18 protein-coding genes are annotated in these 20,750 nt (G+C 70.5%); 12 read left to right on the top strand and 6 right to left on the bottom strand.

What is annotated here, in order from left to right; all coding sequences use genetic code 11:
* The first annotated feature begins 70 nt into the window (after positions 1 to 70).
* The 8 genes from BW41_RS13105 to BW41_RS13070 all read left to right on the top strand — a co-directional run bounded on the left by BW41_RS13105 (position 71) and on the right by BW41_RS13070 (position 11,532).
* The gene (locus BW41_RS13105) at positions 71 to 916 is read left to right on the top strand and encodes a TorF family putative porin (RefSeq protein WP_037534972.1); all 846 of its coding nucleotides are present in this window, start codon (positions 71 to 73) and stop codon (positions 914 to 916) included.
* Between the two features lie 213 nt (positions 917 to 1,129).
* Positions 1,130 to 2,242: a glycosidase gene (locus tag BW41_RS13100; RefSeq protein WP_037534971.1), complete on the top strand. Its 1,113-nt coding sequence runs from the start codon at positions 1,130 to 1,132 to the stop codon at positions 2,240 to 2,242.
* A complete protein-coding gene (locus BW41_RS13095) occupies positions 2,239 to 3,801 on the top strand; it encodes an alpha-amylase family glycosyl hydrolase (RefSeq protein ID WP_037534970.1) in 1,563 nt (520 codons plus the stop codon). Before BW41_RS13100 ends, BW41_RS13095 begins: the two co-directional genes overlap by 4 nt.
* A 9-nt stretch (positions 3,802 to 3,810) precedes the next feature.
* A complete protein-coding gene (locus tag BW41_RS13090) occupies positions 3,811 to 4,818 on the top strand; it encodes a glycosyltransferase family 4 protein (RefSeq protein ID WP_037534969.1) in 1,008 nt (335 codons plus the stop codon).
* A 32-nt stretch (positions 4,819 to 4,850) separates the two neighbouring features.
* Positions 4,851 to 6,509 carry an MFS transporter gene (locus BW41_RS13085; RefSeq protein ID WP_037534968.1) on the top strand — a complete coding sequence of 553 codons (1,659 nt, stop codon included), beginning with the start codon at positions 4,851 to 4,853 and terminating at the stop codon, positions 6,507 to 6,509.
* Entirely contained in the window at positions 6,506 to 7,672 is a 1,167-nt protein-coding gene (locus BW41_RS13080) for an HlyD family secretion protein (protein WP_037534967.1), read from the top strand. The genes BW41_RS13085 and BW41_RS13080 overlap by 4 nt, the downstream gene beginning before the upstream one ends.
* Positions 7,673 to 8,001: 329 nt before the next feature.
* Positions 8,002 to 9,339 (top strand): efflux transporter outer membrane subunit, encoded by a 1,338-nt coding sequence (locus BW41_RS13075; RefSeq protein ID WP_051583489.1) that lies wholly within the window; start codon positions 8,002 to 8,004, stop codon positions 9,337 to 9,339.
* A 102-nt stretch (positions 9,340 to 9,441) separates the two neighbouring features.
* Positions 9,442 to 11,532 (top strand): ATP-binding protein, encoded by a 2,091-nt coding sequence (locus BW41_RS13070; protein WP_037534966.1) that lies wholly within the window; start codon positions 9,442 to 9,444, stop codon positions 11,530 to 11,532.
* 20 nt (positions 11,533 to 11,552) lie between these two features.
* Here the strand turns inward: BW41_RS13070 and BW41_RS13065 are convergent, their stop codons facing one another.
* The 4 genes from BW41_RS13065 to BW41_RS13050 form a co-directional block, all read right to left on the bottom strand.
* Positions 11,553 to 12,380, bottom strand: a complete 828-nt coding sequence (locus tag BW41_RS13065; RefSeq protein ID WP_037534965.1) for an HpcH/HpaI aldolase/citrate lyase family protein — start codon at positions 12,378 to 12,380, stop codon at positions 11,553 to 11,555.
* A 22-nt stretch (positions 12,381 to 12,402) separates the two neighbouring features.
* Positions 12,403 to 14,961, bottom strand: coding sequence for a bifunctional lysylphosphatidylglycerol flippase/synthetase MprF (gene mprF / locus BW41_RS13060; protein ID WP_235199764.1), 2,559 nt, complete (start codon positions 14,959 to 14,961; stop codon positions 12,403 to 12,405).
* The gene (locus BW41_RS13055; protein ID WP_081793089.1) at positions 14,958 to 15,377 is read right to left on the bottom strand and encodes a DUF2147 domain-containing protein; all 420 of its coding nucleotides are present in this window, start codon (positions 15,375 to 15,377) and stop codon (positions 14,958 to 14,960) included. The genes mprF and BW41_RS13055 overlap by 4 nt, the downstream gene beginning before the upstream one ends.
* Positions 15,378 to 15,446: 69 nt before the next feature.
* Entirely contained in the window at positions 15,447 to 16,196 is a 750-nt protein-coding gene (locus BW41_RS13050; RefSeq protein ID WP_037534964.1) for an AcvB/VirJ family lysyl-phosphatidylglycerol hydrolase, read from the bottom strand.
* 112 nt (positions 16,197 to 16,308) lie between these two features.
* On the opposite strand from BW41_RS13050, the gene BW41_RS13045 reads away from it, so the two are divergent.
* The gene (locus BW41_RS13045; RefSeq protein ID WP_235199763.1) at positions 16,309 to 17,133 is read left to right on the top strand and encodes a glycoside hydrolase family 16 protein; all 825 of its coding nucleotides are present in this window, start codon (positions 16,309 to 16,311) and stop codon (positions 17,131 to 17,133) included.
* 3 nt (positions 17,134 to 17,136) lie between these two features.
* On the opposite strand, the gene BW41_RS13040 is transcribed toward BW41_RS13045, so the two are convergent.
* Together BW41_RS13040 and BW41_RS13035 are read right to left on the bottom strand one after the other, a co-directional pair.
* Positions 17,137 to 18,330 carry an MFS transporter gene (locus BW41_RS13040; protein WP_037534962.1) on the bottom strand — a complete coding sequence of 398 codons (1,194 nt, stop codon included), beginning with the start codon at positions 18,328 to 18,330 and terminating at the stop codon, positions 17,137 to 17,139.
* 77 nt (positions 18,331 to 18,407) lie between these two features.
* Positions 18,408 to 18,680 carry a hypothetical protein gene (locus BW41_RS13035; RefSeq protein ID WP_152542311.1) on the bottom strand — a complete coding sequence of 91 codons (273 nt, stop codon included), beginning with the start codon at positions 18,678 to 18,680 and terminating at the stop codon, positions 18,408 to 18,410.
* A gap of 247 nt (positions 18,681 to 18,927) precedes the next feature.
* Between BW41_RS13035 and BW41_RS21860 the strand changes: the two genes are divergently transcribed.
* From BW41_RS21860 to BW41_RS13025, 3 genes are read left to right on the top strand one after another with little or no spacing between them, the layout of a single operon-like run.
* On the top strand, positions 18,928 to 19,191 hold the full coding sequence (locus BW41_RS21860; protein ID WP_051583486.1) for a tryptophan 7-halogenase: 264 nt from the start codon (positions 18,928 to 18,930) through the stop codon (positions 19,189 to 19,191).
* A 1-nt stretch (position 19,192) separates the two neighbouring features.
* On the top strand, positions 19,193 to 19,558 hold the full coding sequence (locus BW41_RS21855) for a tryptophan 7-halogenase (RefSeq protein ID WP_051583485.1): 366 nt from the start codon (positions 19,193 to 19,195) through the stop codon (positions 19,556 to 19,558).
* Between the two features lie 3 nt (positions 19,559 to 19,561).
* The gene (locus BW41_RS13025; RefSeq protein WP_037534960.1) at positions 19,562 to 20,638 is read left to right on the top strand and encodes a LacI family DNA-binding transcriptional regulator; all 1,077 of its coding nucleotides are present in this window, start codon (positions 19,562 to 19,564) and stop codon (positions 20,636 to 20,638) included.
* The last annotated feature ends 112 nt before the right edge of the window (positions 20,639 to 20,750 follow it).

Raw genomic sequence — 20,750 nt, 5'->3', positions numbered from 1 at the left:
GCATCCCGCGAGGCGAGCGCGCCGGCGGCGCGGACGCAGGAGGGACCTCCATCCACTCGAAAGGGGTCCCATGAAGTATCTTCTCCTCGCGGCTACCACGCTCGCTGCCGTGACTTCGATGCCCGCCGCGGCGCAGGACACCGCGCCGCCCAAGGCGGTCACCGTCTCCGGCAGCGTCGCGCTCGTCTCCGACTATCGGCTGCGCGGCGTGTCGCAGACCGACAAGGAAGGCGCGGTCCAGGGCGGCATCACCATCGCGCACGAAAGCGGCGTCTACGTCGGCACCTGGGCGTCCAACCTCGCCGGCTGGGGCACGTTCGGCGGCTCCAACATGGAGCTCGACCTGATCGGCGGCTACAAACATGCGATCAGCGGCGGCGCGATCGATGTCGGCCTGACCTGGTATATGTATCCGGGCGGCGCGTCGAAGACCGACTTCGCCGAACCCTATGCCAAGCTGTCGGGCACGATCGGCCCGGTCAATCTGCTCGCCGGCGTCGCTTACGCGCCCAAGCAGGAGGCGCTCGGCAAATGGTATAACAGCGGCGCGGACTATGCGACCGGCGTGCCCAACCGTCCGGGCAAGAAGAACGACAATCTCTACCTGTGGGGGGATTTCGCCAGCGCGATCCCGACGACGCCGTTCACCGCCAAGGCGCATATCGGCTATTCGAAGGGTAATTCGGGCCTCGGCCCCAACGGCACCTCGGTGGCGCCGACCGGCGAATATTGGGACTGGCTGCTCGGCGCCGATTACGCGATCAAGGGCACGCCGCTGACGCTCGGCGTCGCCTATGTCGATACCGACATCACCAAGCGCCAGGCGGCCTACCTCCAGCCGAACTTCTCCTCGACCAAGAACGGCAGCAGCATCGCCGCCAGCCAGGTCGTGTTCGCGCTGACCGCGGCGTTCTGACGTCTCCCGTCATTCCTCCCCGCTCGCGGGGAGGTGGCACGCCGAAGACGTGACGGAGGGGGGCTTCCGCAGGCGATACGGCGGTTGGCGAGCTCTCGCCCAGCGGACCGCTTGAGGAAGCCCCCCTCCGTCACCGCTTCGCGGTGCCACCTCCCCGTGCCGGGGAGGATTTTGGCGATGGAACCACTCCCTCGCCGCCGCGCTGTCGCCGTCATGCATGACGCCCTGATCTTCACCCCCGACGATGTCGATCTGACCCGGTCGCCGCTACGCCGCGGCATCGCCGAACCGACCTATGTGCTCGGCGCGTTCAACCCCGGCTTCACCCGCCTGCCGAACGGCAATCTGCTGCTGATGGTCCGCGTCGCCGAGGCGCTGCGCGAGCCGGTGCGCGACGGCCACGTCCATGCGATCCGCTGGACGCCCGAAGGCTATGTCACCGACGCCTGGCCGCTCGACGCGGTCGACATGACCGATCCGCGCCAGTTCGAGGTCAAGGGCAACCGTCACCGCATCCTCGCCCTTACGTCGCTGTCGTGGCTGCTGCCGGTCGAGCTCGATCCCGCCGGCGAGCGGATCGTCGCGATCCATTACGACGCGGCGATCGAGCCCGCCGCCGGCTACCAATGCTATGGCGTCGAGGATGCGCGCATCACCCGGATCGGCGACACCTGGTACATGACGACCTGTTCGGTCGGCGCCGAGCGGCACAGCACGACGCTGCACAGCGCGCGCGACGGCCTCCACTACCGGCTCGACGGCATCGTCCTCGATCACCAGAACAAGGACATGATCCTGTTCGAAGGTCTGGTCGGCGGCCGCTTCATGGCGCTGACCCGGCCGCTCGGCGAGGTCTATTTCGCCTATCCGCCCGACAGCCCCTATGTCGGCGGCCCGTCGATCAACTTCGCGCAGAGCCCCGACGCGCTGCACTGGAAGCCGCTCGACGCGCCCGGCCTGCGCGCGCGCAAGGGATCGCAGGCGGCGATGAAGATCGGCGGCGGCACCCAGCCGGTGCTGACCCGCGACGGCTGGATGATGATCTATCACGGCGTCGAGGCACGCGAGAGCGTCGGCATCTATCGCAGCTTCTGGGCCTTGCTCGACCGCGACGATCCCGCCCGCATCCTGCGTGTCGAGGATGAGGTGCCGTTGCTGGAAGCCAACCCCGCGCTCACCGCGCGGATCGCGCATCAGATGTACCTGCCCACCCCCGTGGTCTTCTCGACCGGGCTGGTCGACATGGGCGACGACTATCTGGTCGCGAGCGGCGAGGCGGACCTCGCCTGCCGGATGACCCGGCTGGCCAAGGAGCGGTTCGCATGACGTGGTGGCGGTCGGGGACGATCTACCAGATCTATCCGCGCTCGTTCCAGGACAGCGACGGGGACGGCGTCGGCGACCTCCAGGGGATCGAAGCGCGGCTCGACCATCTCGTCATGCTCGGCGTCGAGGCGATCTGGATCTCGCCGATCTTCCCGTCGCCGATGCGCGATTTCGGCTATGACGTCGCCGATTATTGCGGGATCGATCCGCGCTTCGGCACGCTCGCCGATTTCGACAGCCTGCTCGCCGCGGCGCATGATCGCGGGCTCAAGCTGCTGCTCGACTTCGTCCCCAACCACAGCTCGACCGATCATCCCTGGTTCCAGGAGAGCCGCGCGTCGCGCGACAATCCCAGGCGCGACTGGTATATCTGGCGCGATCCCGCCCCCGATGGCGGACCGCCCAACAACTGGATCAGCGACTTCGGCGGATCGGCGTGGGAATATGACGCCGCGACCGGACAATATTACTATCACGCCTTCCTCAAGGAACAGGCCGACCTCAACTGGCGCAACCCCGATCTGCGCCGCGCGATGATGGAGGCGCTGCGCTTCTGGTTCGATCGCGGCGTCGACGGGTTCCGCATCGACGTGCTGTGGCACATGGTCAAGCACGCCGACTTCCCCGACAATCCCGCCAACCCCGACTATCACCCGGCAATGGGCGGGATGCATGCCGTGCTCCAGCAGCATTCGACCGACCAGCCCGAGGTGCACGGCATCGCCGCCGAGATGCGCGCGGTCGCCGATTCCTACCCCGGCGACCGCGTGCTGATCGGCGAGATCTACCTGCCGGTCGAGCGGCTGATGCACTATTACGGCCTCGACGTGCCCGAGGTGCATCTGCCCTTCAACTTCCAGCTGATCGATGCGGCGTGGGACGCGCGCCACCTCGCCGGGCTGATCGCCGACTATGAGGCGGCACTGCCCGCCGACGGCTGGCCCAATTGGGTGCTCGGTAATCATGACCGGCCGCGGATCGCCAGCCGCGTCGGCGCCGCGCAGGCGCGCAACGCCGCGGTCCTGCTGCTGACGCTGCGCGGCACGCCGACGCTCTATTATGGCGACGAACTGGGCCTGACCGATGTCGCGATTCCGGCGGAGCGCGTGCAGGACCCGCGCGAGCTGCGCGAGCCCGGGCTCGGCCTCGGCCGCGATCCGGTGCGCACGCCGATGCCGTGGAATGCGAGCGCCCACGCCGGCTTCTCCACCGCCGAGCCGTGGCTGCCGCTCAACCCCGACTGGCCGACGCGCAACGTCGCCGCGCAGGCGGCCGATCCGGCATCGATGCTCGCGCTGCACCGCGACCTGCTGCGGCTGCGGCGCAAGCACGCGGCGCTGGCGGTCGGCGACTTCCGCCTGATCGCCGCGGAGGGCGACGTGCTCGCCTATGAGCGCAGCCACGGTGACGAGCGAATCGTCGTCGCGCTCAATCTCGGCGCGACGCCGCAGCCGGTCGAGCTGCCCGCCGGTACGCTGCTGCTGTCGACGTTGGGCGGCACCGCCGATCCGGCGACGCTGCGCGGCGACGACGCTATCATCCTGCGCGTAACCCGCTAAGCGAGCGTCATGAAAATCGCGATGCTCGCCCCCATCTCGTGGCGCACCCCGCCGCGCCATTACGGCCCGTGGGAACTCGTCACCAGCCTGCTGACCGAGGCGCTGGTCGCGCGCGGCGTCGACGTCACGCTGTTCGCGACGCAGGACAGCCTCACCGCCGGTACGCTCGCCGCCGTCGTCCCCGCGCCCTATTCGGAAGACCCGAGCGTCGATGCCAAGGTGTGGGAGTTCCGCCACCTCGCGCATCTGTTCGAACGCGCCGGCGAGTTCGACCTGATCCACAATCAGGCGGATTTCCCCGCCCATGCCTTCGCGCATCTGGTCGACACGCCGATGGTGACGACGATCCACGGCTTCTCGTCGGACCGCATCCTGCCGATGTACCAGCCCTATCAGGACCGCGTACACTATGTCGCGATCAGCGAAGCGGACCGCTCGCCGCAGCTGCGCTATGCCGCGACGATCCACCATGGCATCGTCCTCGACGACTTCCCCTTCGATGCGCAGGGCAGCGACGCCTTGCTGTTCTTCGGCCGCATGCATCCCGACAAGGGCGCCGCCGAGGCGATCGCGGTGGCGCAGGCGACGGGCCGCGAACTCGCCATGTACGGCATCGTCCAGGATCAGGGCTATTACGAGCGCGCGGTGGTGCCGCATCTCGGGGCCCAAATCCGCCACCCCGGCGCGGTCGGCGGCGCGGAACGGACTGCCGCGCTCGGCCAGGCCGCGGCGCTGCTCCACCTCATCAACTTCGACGAGCCGTTCGGCCTGTCGGTGATCGAGGCGATGGCCTGCGGCACGCCGGTGATCGCGATCAACCGCGGATCGATGCCCGAACTGATCGACGACGGCGTCACCGGCTTCCTCGTCGACAGCGTCGAGGCGGCGATCGCCGCGGTCGCGCGCCTGCCCGAGATCGACCGCGCCGCCTGCCGCGCGGCGGTCGCCGAACGTTTTACCGTGGAGCGCATGGCCGACCGCTATATCGCTTTGTATCGCGACATCTTAGGTGGTTGAACCGGCCGCGGCGATCGGGCCATAACGGGAATATGATCGCCCGCCTGCGCCGTTTCCTGTCCGAAGAAGACTGGACGTTCGCGCCGCAGGAAGTGCCGGTGCTGCCCGGCTCACCCGGCACGGTCGAGCATCGCACGCGCCATCGCATCGCTTATGGCGTCATCGCGGTGCTGCTCGGCCTGACCGGCGGCTTCGGCAATGCGCTGATCTCCGCCAACACCTATACGCTGCAAGGCGCGCTCGGCCTCGATCCGGCGGAGATCGCCTGGCTGCCGACCGTCTATGTGATGACCAACGTCAGCATCAACCTGCTGCTGATCAAGTTCCGCGCGCAATTCGGCCTGCGCCCGTTCGCGATGATCTTCCTCGGCCTCTACGTGCTCTTCACGCTCGGCCATCTGTTCGTGCGCGAATTCGATACCGCGATCCTGGTGCGCGCGGCGAGCGGCATGGCGGGCGCGGCGGTCTCCAGCCTGTGCCTCTATTACATGATGCAGGCGCTGCCGACCAAATGGCGGCTGAAGGCGGTGGTGGTCGGCATCGGCATTCCGCAATGCGCGACGCCGCTCGCCCGGCTGTTCTCGCCCGATCTGCTCGCCATGTCGCAATGGCGCACGCTGTACCTGTTCGAGCTGGGCCTCGCCTTGCTCAGCCTCGCCGCGGTCGCGCTGCTCCGCCTGCCGCCGACGACGCGGTCCAAGGCGTTCGAGCCGCTCGATTTCGTCACCTTCGTCCTGTTCGCGGGCGCGATGGCGCTGTTCGCCGCGGTGCTCGGCGAGGGGCGGATCGTCTGGTGGGCGAATGCGCGGTGGATCGGCTGGGCGCTGATCGCGGCGATCCCGATGCTCGCCGCGGCGCTGGCGATCGAGCATCACCGCGTCAATCCGTTGCTCAACACGCGCTGGCTCGGCAGCGCCGATATCGTCCGCTTCACCGTCGTCACGATCATGGCGCGCATCGTCCTGTCGGAACAGACCTATGCCGCGGTCGGCCTGCTCACCGTGCTCGGCCAGAACAACGACCAGCTCATCACCTTCTTCTCGATCATCTTCCTCGCCTCCCTCGCCGGCGTGGTGATGAGCGCAGTGACGCTCGACGTCGAGCGGCTGGCGCATCCGATCATGCTGGCGATCGGCCTCGTCGCGATCGCCGCTTATGCCGACAGCCATGCGACCAGCCTGACCCGCGCGCCGCAGCTCTACGCCAGCCAGGCGCTGATCGCCTTCGCCGCCACTTATTTCCTCGGGCCGGCGCTGCTGTTCGGCATGACCCGCGCGCTGAAGGCGGGGTCGGGCCATATCATCAGCTTCATCGCGCTGTTCGGCATGATCAACTCGATCGGCGGCCTTGCCGGGACCGCGCTGCTCGGCAGCTATCAGCAGATCCGCGAAAAGGCGAACAGCGCCGCTCTGGTGCAGGGCATCGACCCGACCGATCCGATCGTCACCCAGCGGTTGCAGGCGGGCGGCGCGGCGGTCGCCCGCGTCGTCGGCGATCCCGGCCTGCGCAGTGCCGAGGGCGCGGCGATCCTGTCGCAGACCGCGACGCGCGAGGCCAATGTCCTCGCCTATGACGACGTGTTCCGGCTGATCGCGCTGCTCGCCGCGCTCACCTTCTGTTATCTCCTCTTCCTCATCATCCGCCGGGCGCATCGCGAACGCCGCGCCGCGTCCAGCCAGAGTGCCGCATGACCGATAGCCGCAGCCCCGTCGATCCCACCCCCGCGACCGAGGAGGCGCAGGCCGCCGCCGCGCCTGCCGCTGCCGCTGCCGCTGCCGCCGCGCCCGTCGGCTCGGGCTGGAAGCCGCAGCCGCCGAGCCGCACCGCGCTCGTCGTCATCGCCGCGCTGGCGGTCGGCGGCGTGCTCGCGGTGCTCGCGGCGTGGCGGCTGCCGCCCTTCGCCACCGCCTATCAATCGACCGACAATGCCTATGTCCGTGGCCGCACCACGGTGATCGCGCCGCAGGTGTCGGGCTATGTCACCACCGTCTTCGTCCGCGACTTCGCCGACGTGAAGGCGGGCCAGCCGCTCGTCCGGATCGACGATCGCATCTATCGCCAGCGCGTCGACCAGGCGCAGGCGCAGGTCGATGCGCAGGCGGCGACGCTCGCCAACGCCAACCAGACCGAGCGCAGCCGGACCGCCAGCCTCGCCGCGCAGACCGCCGCGGTCGCCAATGCCGAGGCGCAGCTGATGCGCGCGCAGGCGGACATGAACCGCGTCAACGACCTCGTCACCGACGGCTCGGTCTCGTTGCGCGAACGCGACCAGACGCTCGCCGCGCTGCGCCAGGCGCAGGCGGCGGTGCAGCAGGCACGCGCGGCACGCGAGATCGCCCAACAGGATATCCGCACCGTGCAGGTCGGCCGCGGTGGCCAGCGGGCCGGCGTATCGGGCGCCGAGGCGGCGCTGCGCCTCGCCCAGATCGATCTCGCCAACACCGTGATCCGCGCGCCGGAGAGCGGCCGGCTGAGCGAGGTCGGCGTCCGCGTCGGCCAATATGTCACCGCGGGATCGCAGCTGATGTTCCTCGTACCGCCCGAAACCTGGGTGATCGCCAATTTCAAGGAGGCGCAGACCGCGCGGATGACAGTCGGCCAGCCGGCGAGCTTCACCGTCGACGGTCTCGCCAATGCGCGCCTGACCGGACATATCGAGCGCATCTCGCCCGCCGCCGGCTCCGAATTCGCGGTGCTCAAGGCGGACAATGCCACCGGCAATTTCACCAAGGTGCCGCAGCGGATCGCGGTCCGCATCCGCGTCGACCCGGGCCAGTCGCTCGCCGCGCGCCTGCGCCCCGGCATGTCGGTACAGGCGCGCGTCGATACGGCGAACGGGCCGGTGGTGAAGTGATGATCCGCGTGAGGACGCGAAGCCGCGTCGAGGGTGCGCCTGCCGCGCCAGCGGCTCTCCCGTTGCTGCTCGATCGAAGCGTCGGCCTCGCCATAAAGGCCACCTCTTCGCGCCTTCGCGTCTTCGCGTGCACAACCCTTTTCGCCAACGATGCAGGGTTCACGCGGAGGCGCGGAGGCGCGGAGGACGTGCGCCGAGGATGGAACGCCCGCTCCTCCCCCTCTCGTGATCGGGAGGGCCGCTGCGCGGCATATCAGCCCTGCGCGTCCTCTGCGCCGCTACGCGCACCCTATTCAGCGGCCCTTCTCTGCCTCGCCCTCAGCGCCTGCATCGGCCCGCGGCCCGACGCGCCCGCGGCAAGCGCGGTGGTGCCCCCGCCGGCGTGGCGGACGGCGCTCGGCGAGGGCAGTCCGATCCGCGCCGACTGGTGGAGCGCGTTCGGCGATCCGGTGCTGACCAGCCTCGTCTCGCGTGCGCTCGGCAGCAACGTCGATCTCGCCGCCGCGGTCGCGCGGATCGACGAGGCGCGCGCCGCCGCCCGCCTCGCCCGCGCGCAGCAGACGCCGACGCTCGGCGGCGCGGTGCCGGGCACCACCGGCCAGACGGTGAGCCCCTTCGGCACGCCGAGCGACGCCTTCGGCGCGCAGCCCGCGCTCACCGCCAGCTACGACCTCGACCTGTTCAGCCGCCTGCGCGCCGCAAGCCGCGCCGCCCAGGCGCAGGCGCTGGCGAGCGAGGGTGCGCGCGACACCGTCCGCCTCGCCATCGCCAGCGGCGTTGCGAGCAATTACATCACGTTGCGCGCGCTCGACCAACGGCTCGCCGTCGCCCAGCAGACGCTGGCGGCGCGCGCCGAGGCGCTGCGCATCGCCCGCCGCCGCGCCGAGACCGGCTATACCTCCAACCTCGAACTGCATCAGGCCGAGGCCGAATATCGCGCGACGCAGCAGCTCGTCCCCGCCGCGGAGCTGGCGATCAGCCGTCAGGAAAATGCGCTCAGCCTGTTGCTCGGCGCCAGTCCCGGGCCGATCCCGCGCGGCCTGCCGCTCGACCGGCTGCTGTCGCCGGCGATTCCCGACGGGCTGCCCGCGGATCTGCTCCGCCGCCGTCCGGACCTGTTCCAGGCCGAACAGACATTGGTCGCCGCCGACCGCACGCTCGACAGCGCGCGCGCGGCGATGCTGCCCAATCTCGCGCTCACCGGCTCGGCGGGCGTCGTGCTGTCGACCGCGCTCGCCAATCCGATCGGCGTCTTTTCCATCGGCGCGAGCGTGCTGTCGCCGATCTTCGACGGCGGCCGGCTACGCGCGCAGAACGACGTCGCGGTCGCCCGCCGCGATCAGGCCGCTTATGCCTATCGCCGTACCGCGCTCGTCGCGTTCCAGGAGGTCGACAATGCGCTCGCCGGGGTGCAGCGATCGGGCGAGCAGGCGGTGGCGCTGGAGCGGCAGGTCGATGCCCTCGCCGCCGCGCTGCGCAACGCCAGCAACCGGTATCGGGCCGGCTATACCTCTTATATCGAACAGCTCGATGCGCAGCGCGGCCTGCTCACCGCCGAACTCGCGCTGGTCCAGGCGCGCGCCGACCGGATCACCGCCTATGTCGCGCTCTATCAGGCGATGGGCGGCGGCTGGTCGCCGGCGGATGTGACCGCGACGCAACGGTAACGTCAGTATTGCATCGCAATATGCCGACGGCCCGGATCGCTCTCAGATCCGATGCGTTTTGGCGAGCCCCCCCCCTTAACCTCTAGAAGCCTACCGTCGCTTATGCCCGAATCGACCAAGATCGCAGAGACGAGCAGCGTCGGCAGCTGGGATTGGGACGTCGTCGCCGACCGCGTCACCGCCGATGCCGATTTCGCCCGCCTCTACGGCGTCGATCCGGAGGAGGCGCAGCAGGGCGCGGCACTCGCGCGCTTCTTCACCAGGATGCATCCGGACGATGCGCCGCGCGTCCAGGCGGAGATCGCCGAGGCGCTCGCCAGCGGCGAACCGTTCGAGAGCGAATACCGGCTGCAACAGCCCGATGGTCGCGCGCGCTGGGTCGCGGCGCGCGGCCGGGTCAGCTACGACGAGGCCGGCCGTGCGGTGCGTTTCCCCGGCATCAGCTTCGACATCGACGCGCGTAAATCGGCCGAACTGCGCTTGCAGGCGCTGGTCCGGCTCAACGACCGGCTGCGTGGCGCCGGCGATCCCGAGGATCTCGCCTTCGCCACCGTCGAGACCCTCGGTCGGCTGTTCGACGTCAGCCGCTGCGGCTATGGCACGATCGACCGCGAGGCGGAGACGATCGTGACGACGCGGCCGTGGTGCGCGCCGGGGATCGATCCGCTGCCCGAGATCCTCCACTTCCGCGACTATGGCTCCTATATCGAGGACCTCAAGCGCGGCGAGACGGTGGCGATCGGCGACGTCCACCACGATCCGCGCACCGCCAGCACCGCCGAGGGGCTGAAGAGCCTCGCCGCCTTGTCGTTCATCAACATGCCGGTCACCGAACAGGGCGGGTTCGTCGCGCTGCTCTACCTCAACAATGCGCAGCCGCGCGCCTGGCAGCCCGAGGAGATCGCCTTCGTCCGCGACGTCGCCGAACGCACCCGCGACGCGGTCGAGCGGCGGCGCGCCGAACAGGCGCTCGCCGCGCTCACCGCCTCGCTCGAGGAACAGGTCGAGGAGCGGACGCGCGCGCTGATGACCGCCGAGGCGCATCTGCGTCAGGCGCAGAAGATGGAGGCGGTCGGCCAGCTCACCGGCGGGCTGGCGCATGACTTCAACAATATGCTCACCGGCATCTCCGGCGCGATCGAGATGATGCAGGTGCGCGTGCGGCAGGGCCGGTTCGACGAGCTCGACCGTTATGCCAATGCCGCCCAGGGTGCGGCGCGGCGCGCGGCGGCGCTGACGCATCGCCTGCTCGCCTTCTCGCGGCGGCAGACGCTCGATCCCAAGCCGACCGACATCAACCGGCTGATCGACGGGCTACGCGAGCTGATCCAGCGCACCGTCGGGCCCAATGTTTCGATCGAGACGGTCGGCGCGGGCGGGCTCTGGCCCGCGATGGTCGATCCCAACCAGCTCGAGAATGCGCTGCTCAACCTGTGCATCAATGCGCGCGACGCGATGCCCGACGGCGGCCGCATCACGATCGAGACCGCCAACCGCTGGCTCGACGACCGCGCCGCGCGCGAACGCGACCTCGAACCCGGCCAGTATCTGTCCCTCTGCGTCACCGACACCGGCACCGGCATGACCCCCGAGGTGCAGGCGCGCGCCTTCGACCCCTTCTACACCACCAAGCCGATGGGCGAGGGCACCGGACTCGGCCTGTCGATGATCTACGGTTTCGCCCGCCAGTCGGGCGGGCAGGTCCGCATCTATTCGGAGGTCGGCCAGGGCACGACGATGTGCATCTACCTGCCGCGCCATTACGGCGACGCCGATCCGCATGGCGACACCGCCGTATCGTCCGCGATGCCGGCGGTGACCGAGGGCCGCCATACCGTGCTGGTGGTCGATGACGAGCCGACGATCCGCATGCTCGTCGTCGAGATCCTGCGCGAGATGGGCCATAACGTGCTCGAAGCCGGCGACGGCGCGACCGCGCTGCGGCTGCTCGGCACCGGCGCGCAGGTCGATCTGCTGATCACCGACGTCGGCCTGCCCGGCCAGATGAACGGCCGTCAGGTCGCCGATGCCGCGCTGACCCTGCTGCCGGCGCTCAAGGTGCTGTTCATCACCGGCTATGCCGAGAATGCGGTGATCGGCAACGGCCCGCTCGGCGCCAATATGGCGCTGCTCACCAAGCCCTTCGCGATGGACGTGATCACCGACCGCATCCACACGATCCTCGACAGCTAGGCAGAGCAGCAGCGCTGGCCTTAGGCGCTCGCGAGCAGCCGCTCCGCCTCGGCGAGATGCAGGCGCTCGATCATCGCGCCGTCGAGCTGGATCGCGCCCTGCCCCGCCGCCTCGGGCGCGGCGAAGGCGGTGACGACCGCGTGCGCCCAGGCAAGCTGCTCCGCGCTCGGGCCGAAGGCGGCGTTGGCGGCATCGATCTGGCTCGGGTGGATCAGCGTCTTGCCGTCGAAGCCGAGCATCGCGCCCTGCGCACATTCCGCAGCAAGCCGCGCCTCGTCGCCGATCGCGTTGCAGACGCCGTCGAGCACGGTGAGGCCGCCGGCACGCGCCGCGATGACGAGGTGGCTCAGCGCCGGCAGCAGCGGCGTGCGCGCCGCATCGGGGCGGCAGCGCATCTCCTTGGCGAGATCGTTGGTGCCGGCGATCAGCAGCTCGGTCCGCGTCGCCGCCGCCGCCGCGACGATCTGGCCGAGGGCGAGGATCGCGCCGCAGGTCTCGATCATCGCCCAGATCGGCGGGCCGCCGGCGCCGACCGCCGCGCGCACCGCGATCAGGTCGTCGGCGCGCGCGACCTTGGGCACCACCACCGCCATCGCCCCGCCCACGGCTGCGGCATCGTCGCGGCCCCATGGCGTGTCGAGCGCGTTGATCCGCACCGCGCAGGCGCGCGCGCCCGCCGCCGCCGCGACCGCCGCCTCGCGCGCCGTCGCTTTCGCTGTCGGCGCGACCGCATCCTCAAGGTCGAGGATCACCGCATCGCAGGCGAGCGACGGCGCCTTGGCGAGCGCACGCGGATTGGAGGCGGGCATGAACAGCACGCTGCGGCGGCGGAACGGCACATCATTCATCCGCCGCATCCTAGAGCAGCGATCAGGCGCTCACCAGCCGGGCAAGGTCGATCAGCGCGCGCGGCATCGCCGCACCGGAGGGGGTCGCGATGTAGCGCGACACCCATATCGGCCCGAACTTCGCCTTGAACGCGCGCAGCCCGGCGAAACCGTAGAGCCGCTCGCCATTAGCGAACAGCGCATGGCCCAGCCGCGCCCATACCGGCGCCAGCCGCCCGCTCGGCATCCCCGACAGCGGCGCCATGCCGAGGTTGAACCGCTCATAGCCGGCGTCGCGTGCCCATTCGATCAGCCGGACGAGCAGCATCTCCATCGTGCCATAAGGCGCATCGGGATGATGGCGCATCAGGTCGACCGACACCTCGTCGCCGTCGCCCGAGGTCCAGATATTGGCGAAGGCGACGATCTCCCCCGCGACCCGCACCACCGCGACCGGGAAGCGGGTCAGATAGGCGGGCTCGAACGCGCCGAGGCTGAAGCGCTTCTCCTGCCCCGCCTTGCCGGCGAGCCATGCCGCCGACACGCGTTCGAGCGCGGGAAGCAGATCGGGTACCGCCTCTGCCGGCTCGACCGCGAAGACCGCGCCCGCCGCCTCGGTGCGCCGCACCGCGTGGCGCAGCGACTTACCGCGCGGCCCGGCGGTGGTGAAATCGGCGAGCACGACATGCGCCTCCTCGCCATATTTGATCGCCTGCAGGCCTAGCTCGACGAACAGCGGCAGCATCCGTTCGCTCGCCTGGTAGAAGCACAGACGCCCGGCGCGCGCGTCGCAGGCGCGGCGGATGCTCCATACCAATTCGCTCCATGCCGCCGCCGGGCCGACCGGATCGCCCATCACCACCCAGCTACGGCCCTGCACGCGATACATCAGAAAGGCATCGCCCGCCGCCGAGACGATGAAGCTCTTGTCGCCGGTATAGGCGAGCGCGGCGTCGGTGCGCGGGCAGTGCGGCAGGGCGGCGGCGAGCGCCGCCGGCGGCGGCAGAGCGTCGGGCATCGCGCGCGTCCGGCTCGCGGTGAGCAATTGCCACGCCGATACCGCGGTCAGCATCACCCCCGCCGCGAAGCTCGCGCGCAGGAAGCGCGGCGCGTTGCCGTCGAGCGCGAAGCGCCACCACAGATCGTCGCTGTACGGCGTCCGCTTATAGGCGAAGAAGCCCGCCCAGATGCTCAACGCCAGCGCCGCGGCGGCGGCGACCAGCCACGGCCAGCGCGGCCGGTCGGTGAGGATGCCGCCTTCGCGATAGAAGCTCGCCTGGCAATATTGCAGCACCGCCGCGACGATCAGCTGGAGCAGCGCCTCTTCGTAATCAAGACCCTTGAGCAGCGAGAAGAGCGCGCCGCCGATCAGCAGGAGGCGCGCCGCCGCCCAGCCCGAGCGCAGCCGCGCGGTCAGCGCCGGCGCGACGAGCAGCATCGCGGTGCCGATCAGGCTGCCCGCCATGTGCGATCCCTCGATGAACGGCAGCGGCACGAGGTCGGTCAGCTCGGTCAGCCGCCCCTTCACGCCGGGCAGGGCGCCGGACACCAGCATCACGAAGCCGGCGACGAACACCAGCGCGGTCACCGCGCTCGGCGCGAGCAATTGCCCGGCGCGATCGACATAGCCGAGGCCGCGGCGGATCGGGTGGCGCAGCCGCCAGCCCTCGCTCGCGGCAATGCCGATCGCCGCGATCAGCAGCGGCAGCAGATAATAGATCAGCCGGTAGAGCAGCAGGGCCGCGAACAATGTCGGCCGGTCGCCCGGCACCGTCGCCAGCACCACCGTCTCGAACACGCCGAGCCCGCCCGGCACGTGCAGCAGCAGCGCGACGACCACCGCCACCGCATAAGCGACGACGAAGCCGGGAAAGGCCTCCGGCGCCGCGCCCGGCACCAGCACGAACAGCGCCGCCGACGCCATCGTCAGATCGGCGAGCGACAGGCCGGCGAGCGCCGCCATCTGCCGCAGACTCGGCAGCGCGATGCCGAACCGCGCCGGGCCGAGCGTCGTCGCGCCGCGCAGCCGCAGCAGCGGCAGCACCGTCAGCAGCGCGAGCAGCGCGGCGCCGAGCGATCGCGCGGCGACGGCGGACAGCGTCACCGGGCCGAGCGTCATGCCGTCGCCCGCGATCAGCCCGATCCCCGCCGCGCCGGCGACGCCTGCCCAGAAGGCGAGCGCGCAGATGCCCGCGACCTGCGCGATCTCCCCGAAGGCGAGCCCCGCCGCGCCGTAGAGGCGCAGCCGCGCCGATCCGCCGGTGATCAGCGACAGGCCGAGATTGTGGCTGAGCGTATAACTGGTGAACGACCCCGCCGCCGCGATCCGCCACGGCAGCGGTCGACCGACCGCCCGCAACGCCACCCAGTCGAGCCCGGTCAGCAGCAGATAGCTCGCCGCGGTCAGCGCCAGGCTGGCGGCGATGTGCGTATCGGGAATGGCGCGCAGCGCGGCGCGCACGTCGCTGAGATGCACCTCGCGCAGCACCAGCCGCAGCGCGGCGAAGCCGATCGCCGCGATGAGCAGCACCGCGGCGACCGTCAGGCTGCGGCGGTGCTGCTGCGCATAGGCGATCACCGCATCCAGACGGCCGACTGTCACGCCACCCGGTGCCAGACCTGCGACTTGCACAGCAAGCCGGCGACGACGCAGCCCGAGATGGTCAGCGTCGCCGGCGTCTCCTGGCGGATGCGCGACGAGAAGGTGCGGCGCATGTCGGGGACGAACACCCGCCCGACCCAGATTCCGGCGCGGTTGCGGTGATAGCCGCGCAGCAATTGCGTTCCGACCAGATCGGGCAGGCCGGCGTTGCGCGCCTCGGCGCGCGCCTGCGGGCTCGCCCAGACGATCCGGCCGCACAGCGTACCGTCGGCGCAACGCCCGGTCTGCACCGCCAGCGTATTGCGCGGATTGGCCCAGCGGCCGATCACCGCCGGCGGCCTGGCCGGCACGTTGGCCTGCGCCACGGTCGCGCCGGTCAGGCCTGCGAGCACGAGCGCCCATCGCGTCATGGTCATGATCGTCTCCCCCACCATCTTACGATCATAGACGGCACAGGCCGCGCATTGCCGCACCATTGCGTCGAATCATCGCGCGGCTTCCCCGGGTGCCGCGCGGTGGATCGCCGTCAGCACGCGGTCCGCCAGCGCGGCATAATCGTCGTCGAGGAAATGGCCGCCCGGCATCGCGATCACCGTCGCGCGCGTACCGCGCAGCATCGGGCAGGCGCTGTCCGGCTCGGCGATGCCGTAGATGCAGGTCAGCGACGTCCAGCCGAGCCGCGGCAGCGTCAGGCGCGCGAGGCTGTCGGCGGTGCCGCGATAGGCTATCCCGGACGGATCGGCGCGGAAATAGACCGTCTCCCCCGGCACGATCAGCACCACCCCGGCGATCCGCGCCCGCTGATCGGCGGGCAGTGCGGCAAGGCCGGTCTGCAACACGTCGGCGCCATAGGATTGGCCGACCAGCATCAGCCGCGCCGCCCCGGTCCGGGCGAGCGAGGTGCGCACCGCATCGGCGATGATCGCATCGACGGTGCCGCGGTCGCGTCGTCGGCCGAACAGCGCCGGCGTGCTCCACGCCGCGACCGGCAGGCCGGCGGCCGCGAGCGCCGCGACGGTGTGCGGATTGGGCCCGTAGCGCAGCCCCATGTCGCCCGACAGATAGAGGACGCCGATCCGCTGTGCCGGGCCGCGCGGGCGGACGAGGTGCAGCGGATCGCGATCGAAGAAGCCCGCCGAGGCGGCGACCCCGGCGATGATCGCCAGCACCACCGCCGCAACGCCGCCGACGCGGACGAGCCGCCGGCGCGACGATCGGATGCGGGACGCGGCCATCCTCCGGTCCTGCACCCGCGTCGCTGTCCGGACGAGGACGGGCCGATGAACTTTTCGTCACCCGTCGCACCGCGAGCTGCTAGCATGTCCCTATAAAAATAAGAGGATGCTTATGACACCGATGCTGCTGCCGCTGTTCGCCGCCCAGGCCGCGCTCGCTCCGCCGGCGACGCTCGGCGCCACCGACCAGCGCGTCGACCAGCCGATTGCCGCACCGGCGCGCGCGCCCGACGTCGCCGACGAATTCACCGGCCCGGCGATCGACGCGCGGCTGTGGCGCTTCGACACCGCCAATAACAAGCAGGGCTGGTTCAACCATGAAAAGCAATATTACGGCCCCGACAACGCCCGCATCCGCGACGGCGCGCTGGTGATCGAGGCGCGTGCCGAACGCCCGACCGCGGCGGACAGCGGCGGCCAATCCTATACCTCCGCCAAGCTCGTCAGCCGCCGCGCCTTCGGCTACGGCTTCTACGAGGTGCGCGCGAAGCTGCCCTGCGGGCGAGGCACCTGGCCGGCGATCTGGCTGCTGCCCTCGTCGGGGACGTGGCCGGCGATGGGCGAGATCGACGTGATGGAGATGGTCGGCTGGGACCCCAATGTCGTCCATGCGACGGTGCACAGCGCGCTCTACAATCACGTCAAGGGCACGCAGCGCGGCGCGCAGGTCACGGTGCCGAGCGCCTGCACCGCCTTCCACCGCTATCAGCTCGACTGGCGGCCCGACGCGATCCTGATCGGCATCGACGACCGCGCCTATATGCGCGTCGCCAACGATCGGCCCGGCGGCACCGGCGCCTGGCCGTTCATCCGCCCCTATCAGCTGATCCTCAACCTCGCGATCGGCGGCGACTGGGGCGGCAGCAAGGGCATCGACGACGCCGCGCTGCCGCAGCGGATGGCGGTCGACTATGTCCGCTTCTGGCAGCGGCCATAGACGTCAGCGCCAGCTGCGCACGCCGAGCATGGCGAGCCCGCCGGCGACGGTCAGCCCGGCGAGCAGCAGCATCACCGCGCCGAAATCCTGCGGCGTCGCCAGCCACCAGGCGAGCGGCGGGCCGAGCAGCGACGGCACAGTGTTGGCGAGGTTGAGCAGCCCGAGGTCGCGCCCGCGATGGTCGGGGTTCGGCAGCAATTGCATCGCGAACGCCGCCTGCAGCGCGACGAACACCGACGCACCGGTGGTGTAGACGATGAAGGCGATCGCGCCCGCCGTCCAGCCGCTCGCCCCCGCCATGCCGACCAGCCCCGCCGCCGCGACCGCACTGGCGAGCAGCAGGAACGGCTTGCGCCGCCGCGCCCGGTCCGACAGCCGGCCGAGCAGCAGCGCGATCGGCAGCGGCACGACGAAGGCCAGCGTCATCAGATGCCCGACCCGCGCCGGCAACAGGCCATGCCCCGCCGGCGCGACGATGCTTTCGAAATAGAAGAGCAGATAGCCCTGCGTCACCACGCTCGCGATCTGGAACAACAGGCGCGACACGCCGGCGACGATCAGGTCGCGGCGCGGCGGCAGCGCGAGCGCCGCCTGATCCGCGGCGACCGGCGCGGCGCGGCCGTGGACGAGCAGCAGCGGCACGATGCAGACCAGTACCACCGCCGGCACCAGCGCCAGCCGCATCTCGGCGGGCAGCAACGCCTCGCCGACCAGCCATGCCGAAAAGGCCGAGGCGGTCGGCGGCCCGAGCGAGAGCAGCCCGCCGGCGACGCCCTTGTCGCCGTCGGCGATCTCTTCCGCCATGATCGCCATCAGCGGCGCGAGCATCGCATTGACCACGACCTGGAAGAAGGCGATCGCCGCGATCAGCGCCGCCGGCGTCGTCGCCAGCGCCACCGCCGCATAGCTCGCTGCGGTGGCGACGCCGCCGCCCGCGATCCATCGCCGCCGCCCGCCGCCGCGCTGTCGCGACCGGTCGCTCAGCCAGCCGAAGACGACGTTGGACAGGCTCGCCGCCACCGCCCCGGCGGTGACGCAGGCGGCGGACAGGCCGATCCGCCCCGCCCCGCTCAGCGCCTCGATCTTGAGCGGCAGCAGCAAGGTGAGCAGCGGCAGATAGGCGATCACCCCGCCGACATAGGCGAGCGCGACGATCGCCAGGAACAGGCGCGGACGGGGATTGGCGGACTGGATCATCGTCGGCCGGATCCTGCCCGCGATCCGGCCGGCAGGCAATGCGGGGCGCCCCCGGATAAGCGCGTCCGTCGCGCGACTTACGGCTTCATCGTCGCCCCCCGCAGCGTCGCGCTCGCCACCGTCGAACGATCGCCCGCATCATGCGCGAGCGCGACGCGATAGCGCCTTGCGGCGATCCGCCCGCCGGGCAGCGCGCTATCGTGATCGGCGACGACGCGCGGCTCCGCGGCCAGCGTCACGCGCCGCGTCTCGCCGGGATGCACCGTCACGCGGGTGAGGCCGGCGAGGCACGTCGGCGCACCGGTGCCGGTCACGTCGAAGGTGACGCGCAGGCGGCACCCGCCGGTCACCACCGGGTTGCGATGGGCGAAGGCGGTGTAGCTCAGCCCGTGGCCGAAGCGGAACAGCAGCGTCAGCCCCTGTTTCTCATACCAGCGATAGCCGTCATCGGCGTCCTCGACATGATCGACCGGAAAGCTCTCCAGCGTCTTGCCTGCGCCCGCTTAGCCGACGAGCCTGCCACGCCGTATCGTCGCAGGGGATCGGCACCGTCGGCGTATCGACAGCGTCCGCCCGCCGATGCCCTGTACCCGCGCGATGGCACATGACGCCGGCTGGCAGTGGCGCATACCGCTCCGGCATCGCGTCGCCGACGCCATCGTCTCGTGCAGCCGCCATCTCGACCATGATGCCGCGCTCGCCCGCCTGCTCGGCGACGTCGATTGCGAGTTGCGCAGCGCGCCCAACCGGCTGCGCTTCGTTACCGGCACGCGGCGGCGGCCATGGCATCGCAACCGCATCGCCCGGGCCTTGCCGGCGACTTCATGGAGCTGCTCGAATCGACCAGCAACAGCTCGATAGGGTGCAGACCCGCGACGTCCTGATCCTTCCCTACAAGGTCACCGAACGGCGCGACGGCTGCTGGCGATACGGCGCGGCAATGCCGATCCCCGACAGTCGCGCGCAGAAGATCGAGCTGTTCCGCGAGACCCGCCGCGCCTTCCGCCGCAATGAGGAGTTGTTCGCGGAGCAGAGCTGGGTACAGGTGATGATGGGTCAGGGGATCATGCCGCGCAGCCACCATCCGATCGCGGCCAATTCGAGCGACGCCGACCTCGCCCGGCTGCTCGACACGCTGCGCCGCACCGTAGCCGCGGCGGTGCGCGGCCTGCCCGACCATGCCAGCTATGTCGCGCATCATGGCGGCATCGCCCGCGACGCCGGCTGACCGATGGCCCGCCGTCGCCAGGCCGTCACCATCCGCCACGTCGCCGCCGATGCCGGCGTATCGTTGCAGACGGTGAGCCGCGTCATCAACAAGGAACCCAACGTCCGGCCCGAGATGATGCAGCGCGTGCAGGAGTCGATCGCCCGGCTCGGCTACGTGCCCTCGATCGCGGCGCAGCGGATGAGCGGATCGCGCTCCTATCTGATCCTCGCGCTCAACGATCGCGAGCGGACCATCGCCGACTGGCGCAGCCGCCAGGGCGCCGACTGGGTCGACCAGATGCTGCTCGGCGGCATGCTGACCTGCGCCGAGCACGGCTATCGATTGATCATCGAGCTGGTCGACACGCACAGCGACCATATCGAGCGCGAATTGGCGGGCGCGATCGCCGCCTTGCAGCCGGACGGCGTCATCCTCACCCCGCCGCATTCGGAGAACGCGCTGATCACCGGACTGCTCGACCGGCACGGCATCAGCTATGCGCGGATCGGCTCGCTGGCGCCGGGCGGCTTCGCGCTGACCATGGACGACGACAATGCCGCGCGGCTCGCCACCGAGCATCTCGTCGCGCTCGGCCACCGGCGGATCGGGTTCATCGCCGGGCCGTCCGACTATGAGCTGAGCGACTGGCGCGTCGCCGGCTGGCGGCGGGCGATGGCGGCGGCGGGCCTTGCCACCGACGACCTGCTCGCCGAGGGTGACTTCAGCTTCGCCTCGGGCCGCGACGCGGCGCAGCGGCTGCTCGACTCGCCTGCCCCGCCGAGCGCGATCATCGCCAGCAACGACCAGATGGCGCTGGCAACGCTCGCGCTGCTGCGTACGCGCGGCCTCGACGTGCCGCGCGATGTGTCGCTGGTCAGCTTCGACGATACGCCGATCGTCCGCTTCACCCATCCGGCGCTGACCGCGATCGTCCAGCCGATCGCCGAGGTCGCGGCCCGGGCGGTCGAACTGATCATCGCCGAACGCGCCGGCCGCGCGACGCCCGACGGACCCACCGTGGTTCCCGCCGGACTCGTCGTCCGCGGCTCGACCGCGCCGCCGCGCGACGCCATGGTGGTGGAAGAGGAGAGAGGATGATGTCGCTTCGAATGACCGCCGCCTTCGGCATGATCGCCCTGCTGCTCGCCGGATGCGGCAGCGGGGCGATCATGCCGAAGGCGGCGGTCATTCGAAGCGACATCATCCTCTC

This window comes from Sphingomonas sp. RIT328, from assembly GCF_000632225.1.
GTDB lineage: Bacteria > Pseudomonadota > Alphaproteobacteria > Sphingomonadales > Sphingomonadaceae > Sphingomonas > Sphingomonas kyungheensis.
This window is presented reverse-complemented; position numbering and strand designations above follow the sequence as displayed.

What these genes read in the sequence shown, in the direction of transcription:
- BW41_RS13065 (WP_037534965.1), bottom strand. Translation starts at nt 12,380, where the DNA reads ATGAATGATGTGCCGTTCCGCCGCCGCAGCGTGCTGTTCATGCCCGCC.
- BW41_RS21860 (WP_051583486.1), top strand. Translation starts at nt 18,928, where the DNA reads ATGGCACATGACGCCGGCTGGCAGTGGCGCATACCGCTCCGGCATCGC.
- BW41_RS13085 (WP_037534968.1), top strand. Translation starts at nt 4,851, where the DNA reads ATGATCGCCCGCCTGCGCCGTTTCCTGTCCGAAGAAGACTGGACGTTC.
- BW41_RS13100 (WP_037534971.1), top strand. Translation starts at nt 1,130, where the DNA reads ATGCATGACGCCCTGATCTTCACCCCCGACGATGTCGATCTGACCCGG.
- BW41_RS13050 (WP_037534964.1), bottom strand. Translation starts at nt 16,196, where the DNA reads ATGGCCGCGTCCCGCATCCGATCGTCGCGCCGGCGGCTCGTCCGCGTC.
- BW41_RS13080 (WP_037534967.1), top strand. Translation starts at nt 6,506, where the DNA reads ATGACCGATAGCCGCAGCCCCGTCGATCCCACCCCCGCGACCGAGGAG.
- BW41_RS13045 (WP_235199763.1), top strand. Translation starts at nt 16,309, where the DNA reads ATGACACCGATGCTGCTGCCGCTGTTCGCCGCCCAGGCCGCGCTCGCT.
- BW41_RS13070 (WP_037534966.1), top strand. Translation starts at nt 9,442, where the DNA reads ATGCCCGAATCGACCAAGATCGCAGAGACGAGCAGCGTCGGCAGCTGG.
- BW41_RS13105 (WP_037534972.1), top strand. Translation starts at nt 71, where the DNA reads ATGAAGTATCTTCTCCTCGCGGCTACCACGCTCGCTGCCGTGACTTCG.
- BW41_RS13040 (WP_037534962.1), bottom strand. Translation starts at nt 18,330, where the DNA reads ATGATCCAGTCCGCCAATCCCCGTCCGCGCCTGTTCCTGGCGATCGTC.
- BW41_RS13055 (WP_081793089.1), bottom strand. Translation starts at nt 15,377, where the DNA reads ATGACCATGACGCGATGGGCGCTCGTGCTCGCAGGCCTGACCGGCGCG.
- BW41_RS13025 (WP_037534960.1), top strand. Translation starts at nt 19,562, where the DNA reads ATGGCCCGCCGTCGCCAGGCCGTCACCATCCGCCACGTCGCCGCCGAT.
- BW41_RS13090 (WP_037534969.1), top strand. Translation starts at nt 3,811, where the DNA reads ATGAAAATCGCGATGCTCGCCCCCATCTCGTGGCGCACCCCGCCGCGC.
- BW41_RS13095 (WP_037534970.1), top strand. Translation starts at nt 2,239, where the DNA reads ATGACGTGGTGGCGGTCGGGGACGATCTACCAGATCTATCCGCGCTCG.